At 36.2% G+C, this 4,052-nt stretch carries 7 protein-coding genes and 2 tRNA genes; 1 reads left to right on the forward strand and 8 read right to left on the reverse strand.

All coding sequences use genetic code 11. The features are described 5' to 3' along the window. The 7 genes from ACJML3_RS01010 to ACJML3_RS01040 form a co-directional block, all read right to left on the reverse strand. Window positions 1–227: hypothetical protein (locus ACJML3_RS01010; protein ID WP_406019846.1), on the reverse strand; the 227-nt coding region annotated here is incomplete at its 3' end. A gap of 223 nt (window positions 228–450) precedes the next feature. Further along, a tRNA-Ser gene (locus tag ACJML3_RS01015) sits at window positions 451–540 on the reverse strand. Between the two features lie 3 nt (window positions 541–543). After that, a tRNA-Ser gene (locus ACJML3_RS01020) sits at window positions 544–635 on the reverse strand. Window positions 636–1,187: 552 nt separating this feature from the next. Continuing rightward, window positions 1,188–1,583: a type II toxin-antitoxin system HicB family antitoxin gene (locus ACJML3_RS01025; RefSeq protein WP_331853489.1), complete on the reverse strand. Its 396-nt coding sequence runs from the start codon at window positions 1,581–1,583 to the stop codon at window positions 1,188–1,190. Window positions 1,584–1,636: 53 nt separating this feature from the next. Further along, window positions 1,637–1,819, reverse strand: coding sequence for a type II toxin-antitoxin system HicA family toxin (locus tag ACJML3_RS01030; RefSeq protein WP_331853490.1), 183 nt, complete (start codon window positions 1,817–1,819; stop codon window positions 1,637–1,639). A 313-nt stretch (window positions 1,820–2,132) separates the two neighbouring features. After that, a complete protein-coding gene (locus ACJML3_RS01035; protein ID WP_406019854.1) occupies window positions 2,133–2,516 on the reverse strand; it encodes a lysozyme in 384 nt (127 codons plus the stop codon). A 260-nt stretch (window positions 2,517–2,776) separates the two neighbouring features. Continuing rightward, window positions 2,777–2,941 (reverse strand): hypothetical protein, encoded by a 165-nt coding sequence (locus ACJML3_RS01040; protein ID WP_406019849.1) that lies wholly within the window; start codon window positions 2,939–2,941, stop codon window positions 2,777–2,779. Between the two features lie 40 nt (window positions 2,942–2,981). On the opposite strand from ACJML3_RS01040, the gene ACJML3_RS01045 reads away from it, so the two are divergent. Beyond that, window positions 2,982–3,140: a hypothetical protein gene (locus tag ACJML3_RS01045; RefSeq protein WP_406019851.1), complete on the forward strand. Its 159-nt coding sequence runs from the start codon at window positions 2,982–2,984 to the stop codon at window positions 3,138–3,140. A 230-nt stretch (window positions 3,141–3,370) separates the two neighbouring features. Here ACJML3_RS01045 and ACJML3_RS01050 read toward each other — a convergent pair whose 3' ends face one another. Continuing rightward, the gene (locus ACJML3_RS01050; RefSeq protein ID WP_406019853.1) at window positions 3,371–3,946 is read right to left on the reverse strand and encodes a hypothetical protein; all 576 of its coding nucleotides are present in this window, start codon (window positions 3,944–3,946) and stop codon (window positions 3,371–3,373) included. Window positions 3,947–4,052 lie beyond the last annotated feature (106 nt).

A 4,052-nucleotide genomic window follows, 5' to 3' on the forward strand; every position in this document is an offset into this window, starting at 1 on the left:
TCATCCAAGTCTTCCTGCGTTTTTGCTGCATTGATTTGCGCTGTCTTCTGGTGTTCATGTTCAACCTCCAGCTGTTGAATCAAATTAGCTCTTTCTTGCTCCAGTGCATTTTTCGCAACGTTCAGACGTTCAATTTCAGCCAGATCGTCTCTTGTAGCATAACCGGCGATATAACCAACCGCAAAAGCGACTGCACCAGCAATCAATGTATTCTTAATGGATAACATTGGGAGACTCCAGAAAAGAAAAAAGCGTACCCAACAAATTAGGAAAAGAGGCACGCTTTTAAATAGACCTTATTGATGTAACTGCTCATTAGTTCTCGTTTCGTTCAGAACTTTAGAACGGTACCAGTCGGATGCACGACACTGCGCTAGGTGCATGAGCTTGTACTCTTATGCGCAATAATACTGTTGTTTTTATGGCGGCACAGTATCAGGCCGCTAAAACTGGCGGATAAGACAGGACTCGAACCTGCAAGCCTATTTCTAGACAACTAGTTTTCAAGACTAGCGCATTTACCAACTCTGCCACTTATCCATGTGGTGGAGTGTAAAGGATTTGAACCTTTGAGCCGTTTTACAACGACTGATTGCTTAGTAGGCAACTGCAATAAGCCACTCTGCCAACACTCCATTGCCCTCAGATGCGCCTTGTAGTGTTACAAGTGAGAGAGGGACTTTACACTCTTTTTACGTTAAAAGTGAGAGAAAACTGTAAAAATACCCTCTTCATAACAAAGAGGGTAAAAACAAACATAAGGAGTAAATATCACGAAGCGAAATTGGAACCGGTCTGAGGAATTGAACCTCTCCCTAATCGCAAGACAGCCTCGAGCAGTCAACTTAATGACCACCACACTGTCAGACCGCGCTCGTCAGCACAGCCTAAGCAGATCATGTGCCCCATACACCAGACCGGTTTATGCTCAAAAAAATTAAAGATCTTGAAAATAGAAATTAAAGATCTTTATATAAATATTTATTTTATAAATCATATAAATATCTATTATTTTTAATGATCCTTACATAGCAATATTCAAGATATATGTTAAAACTAAGAAAGAAGCCAAAGAACATCAGATAGATAATTAAGAATGTTGTTTCTATAGAAGTCATGAGAAACGAATAAGCAATAAATAAAAAAGGGCACTCTTGCGAGTACCCTTATTTTGAGCAAATAAAGTGTTAATTATGTGTAACTAATTTAGCTATATAACCCGATCTAGTTTCTCCAATAGATTGAGCTAACCTATCTAAACGTCTTAACACTTTTGATGATAAAGTAATATTTATTCTTTCTACTTTGTCTGTTAATTTTGATAAATCTAAATCAACAACACCTAAAACAAAATCATCTAAATTAGGATATTTTGTTTTTAAAGTTTCAATATCGCTAGGTTGAGGAATATCTATATTATTCTCATTTGCAACCTTCGCCCATTCTTCTCCAGCTTCTGCAATATCAATCAATAGCTTATCTAAAGTTTCTGATTGAGCAGTACAGCCATCAAAATCCAAAAGCATAGCACCATAATCTTCATTATTTGCATCTTTTGGCTCTATAGCAATGTAGTACTTCATATGTAAACTCCTAATCACTAGAGAAGAGATATATTTCAATCTCTTCTTTTGTGTTATTTAAGGTTTGCAGTTTTCAAAATGCTATGTAATAAACCTTTTTTCATATCCTTTCTAGGATGTGTAATGGTTATTATTTTTGCATAATTAGGATGCTTAAAAGTGAAATGATCACCTTTTGAAGAAACAAGCACCCAGCCGTTTGCCTTTAATAACTTAATTAGTTCATCACTGCTCATTAGCTTGACCTCACAATAATTAAGTTACATATAAAATTATACACACTATAATACACATTATCAAGTTAAGAATTAAAAATATTAAATTCTTTTCTTAGTGTCTTGCTATTAAGGTGTGAAGCAAACACCTTAATATTCATTATTAGACTAATGAATTGTTACGAATCAATTTAACAAAAGTTTACTTCACACTTATGAGCAATCTACTAGCGAAAACGACAAAGACTAGTAAACCACTCATAAGTGTGAGCTGTCTGTTTTACCTCTGACAGCAAAGAGAGGGATTTTTCAAATACCTGAACACGTGGAAATCTTAAGAAAGAAATAATTTAGCTTCAGCTTTTCTGCGCCTGGTTAATCCTTTAACTTCAACACCGCCGGCTTTGTTAATATCCAGAAATTCTTTAGCAGCACCTTCTTTATCTCCTGACTTCATTTTCTTCCAAAGATTGTAACTGACTAAAGTCTGAAGAGGAGTTAAACGCTTGCCATTCTCGAGCAGCTTACCCTGCAAATTAAAAAGAAGACATACCAGAGCATCAAACATTCCCTGAGTAACTTCAATCTCATCCACGTTTAAAGCAGATTCAATCTGATACTCATATTTAGCAATATCTGCTTTTAAAAGCATTTCTGCTTCTGCTTCAGTGCAAACCATACCTTCATACACATCTGGGGAATGATGACCATATCCAATGGTGTATCCTTACTCATGAGGAAAAGGCTTATAAGCTTTGGTTCTAAGACCTTCAAATTTCTGAATAAGGGCAATGCCATGAGAAGAAACACGCATCTTAATTTATTCCTGATGTTAAATAGTTAATTGTCAAAATGCCTGCAATGTTGCAAATTCCATAGACTAAAAAAGGGATACCTAAAGCAATACTGATAAATGCCCAGGAGAACTCAGCAAAGTAACAAAACGGAATCAGCCACTGTGATATATATCGTTTATGTTTATTGCTCATTTTTCTTCTCCACTTTGTCTAGTCCATATCTTTTAGCAATCCAATCTAAAACTCTGCCTATACCAAAAAGGCCAATCATCACACCGTAAGGCACGGCATCCCACGCATCAAATCTCTCAGGAAAGTATCTGTAACCTAACCAACATATGGCCATGGCACCTATACCAGAGATCAGAGCGTAATAAATTCTTCTTATGAATTCAGGTGGCTTTTTAAAAAAGGATGAAACTAAAAATGAAGTTACACTACATGCCAAGCCTCCAAACACGAAAAAAGTTACTTCAGAGGGCAACATGACTTATCTCCAGAAAAAGAAAAAGCCTCTCAAAGAATCTGAGAGGCCTACCACCTAATCACAGTTTGCCACTGTATTGTCTATAAGTATAAAACAGAAAAACGATCCAAAAACGATCCAAAAACGATCTATTTCTAAAACGCTCATAGAGAGATTTTTAATGTCTTTGTGGTACAGTTACACATTTTTATAAAGAAACACGTCTGAGGTGGCTTAGATTTGAAATTTTAGGGTATATAAGATATGTATTGCACCTATCTTATTTTATTTATGAAAAGTTTTGTTTTTTTATAACTGAACAAACAGCTTCTGAAGTTCTTCAAGTGCCTTATTGATTTCTATATCAATAATCTCTTCAATGTCTCTGGCTGTACGACCTTCACAGACTGTTGCAACTCTGGATGGTATTGTAATCAGTTTACTGCGAATCAGAGTGCCAATTTCTTCTGCATCATGGTTGATTCGTTCAATTGGAATCAGGCGCTTCTCCATCTCTTCAACTTTCATCCTCTGTTCCTGAACCTGAAGTGCTGTCAGATATGCTTTTGCAGAATTAAGAACTTGACCTGGATTTGAATCAATATCATTAAGCCATGAGGATAGAAGTTTTTTGAAGTCTTGAGAGTTTTTGCCCTTTAAGTCCGCACCTACTTTTTTTGAAATTTTCTCTATTTTTTCAGATGCCTGTTCCTGCTTTTTCTTATAGGTATTGTAAGCCTTACGACCTTGAGAAAGACTAATCTGCAGATTGCTATCAATAGTCAGAATACCTTTTGAAATAAGGTTTCTCACGGTTTTTTCATCAACACCAATGTCACGTGCAAACTCTCTGCGTGAAACTCCATCAGGAAAATAATCGGACATATCTGCTACCTCTCAAAAAGACTATCCTTCTGCGGATTATTATAGCAAAGTCCGCATTATAAAAAGTAGTGTAGCTAGACGATTTTCGGGCGCCTTGCCACCCGAA

Origin of the sequence: Succinivibrio sp. (assembly GCF_045124615.1) — a bacterium.
Taxonomy (GTDB): Bacteria; Pseudomonadota; Gammaproteobacteria; order Enterobacterales; family Succinivibrionaceae; genus Succinivibrio; species Succinivibrio faecicola.

Bases quoted from the DNA above. Each gene is read 5' to 3' on its own strand.
- ACJML3_RS01025 (WP_331853489.1), bottom strand. From the start codon at position 1,583: ATGAAGTACTACATTGCTATAGAGCCAAAAGATGCAAATAATGAAGAT.
- ACJML3_RS01045 (WP_406019851.1), top strand. From the start codon at position 2,982: ATGAATTCAGGTGGCTTTTTAAAAAAGGATGAAACTAAAAATGAAGTT.
- ACJML3_RS01050 (WP_406019853.1), bottom strand. From the start codon at position 3,946: ATGTCCGATTATTTTCCTGATGGAGTTTCACGCAGAGAGTTTGCACGT.
- ACJML3_RS01040 (WP_406019849.1), bottom strand. From the start codon at position 2,941: ATGGCCATATGTTGGTTAGGTTACAGATACTTTCCTGAGAGATTTGAT.
- ACJML3_RS01030 (WP_331853490.1), bottom strand. From the start codon at position 1,819: ATGAGCAGTGATGAACTAATTAAGTTATTAAAGGCAAACGGCTGGGTG.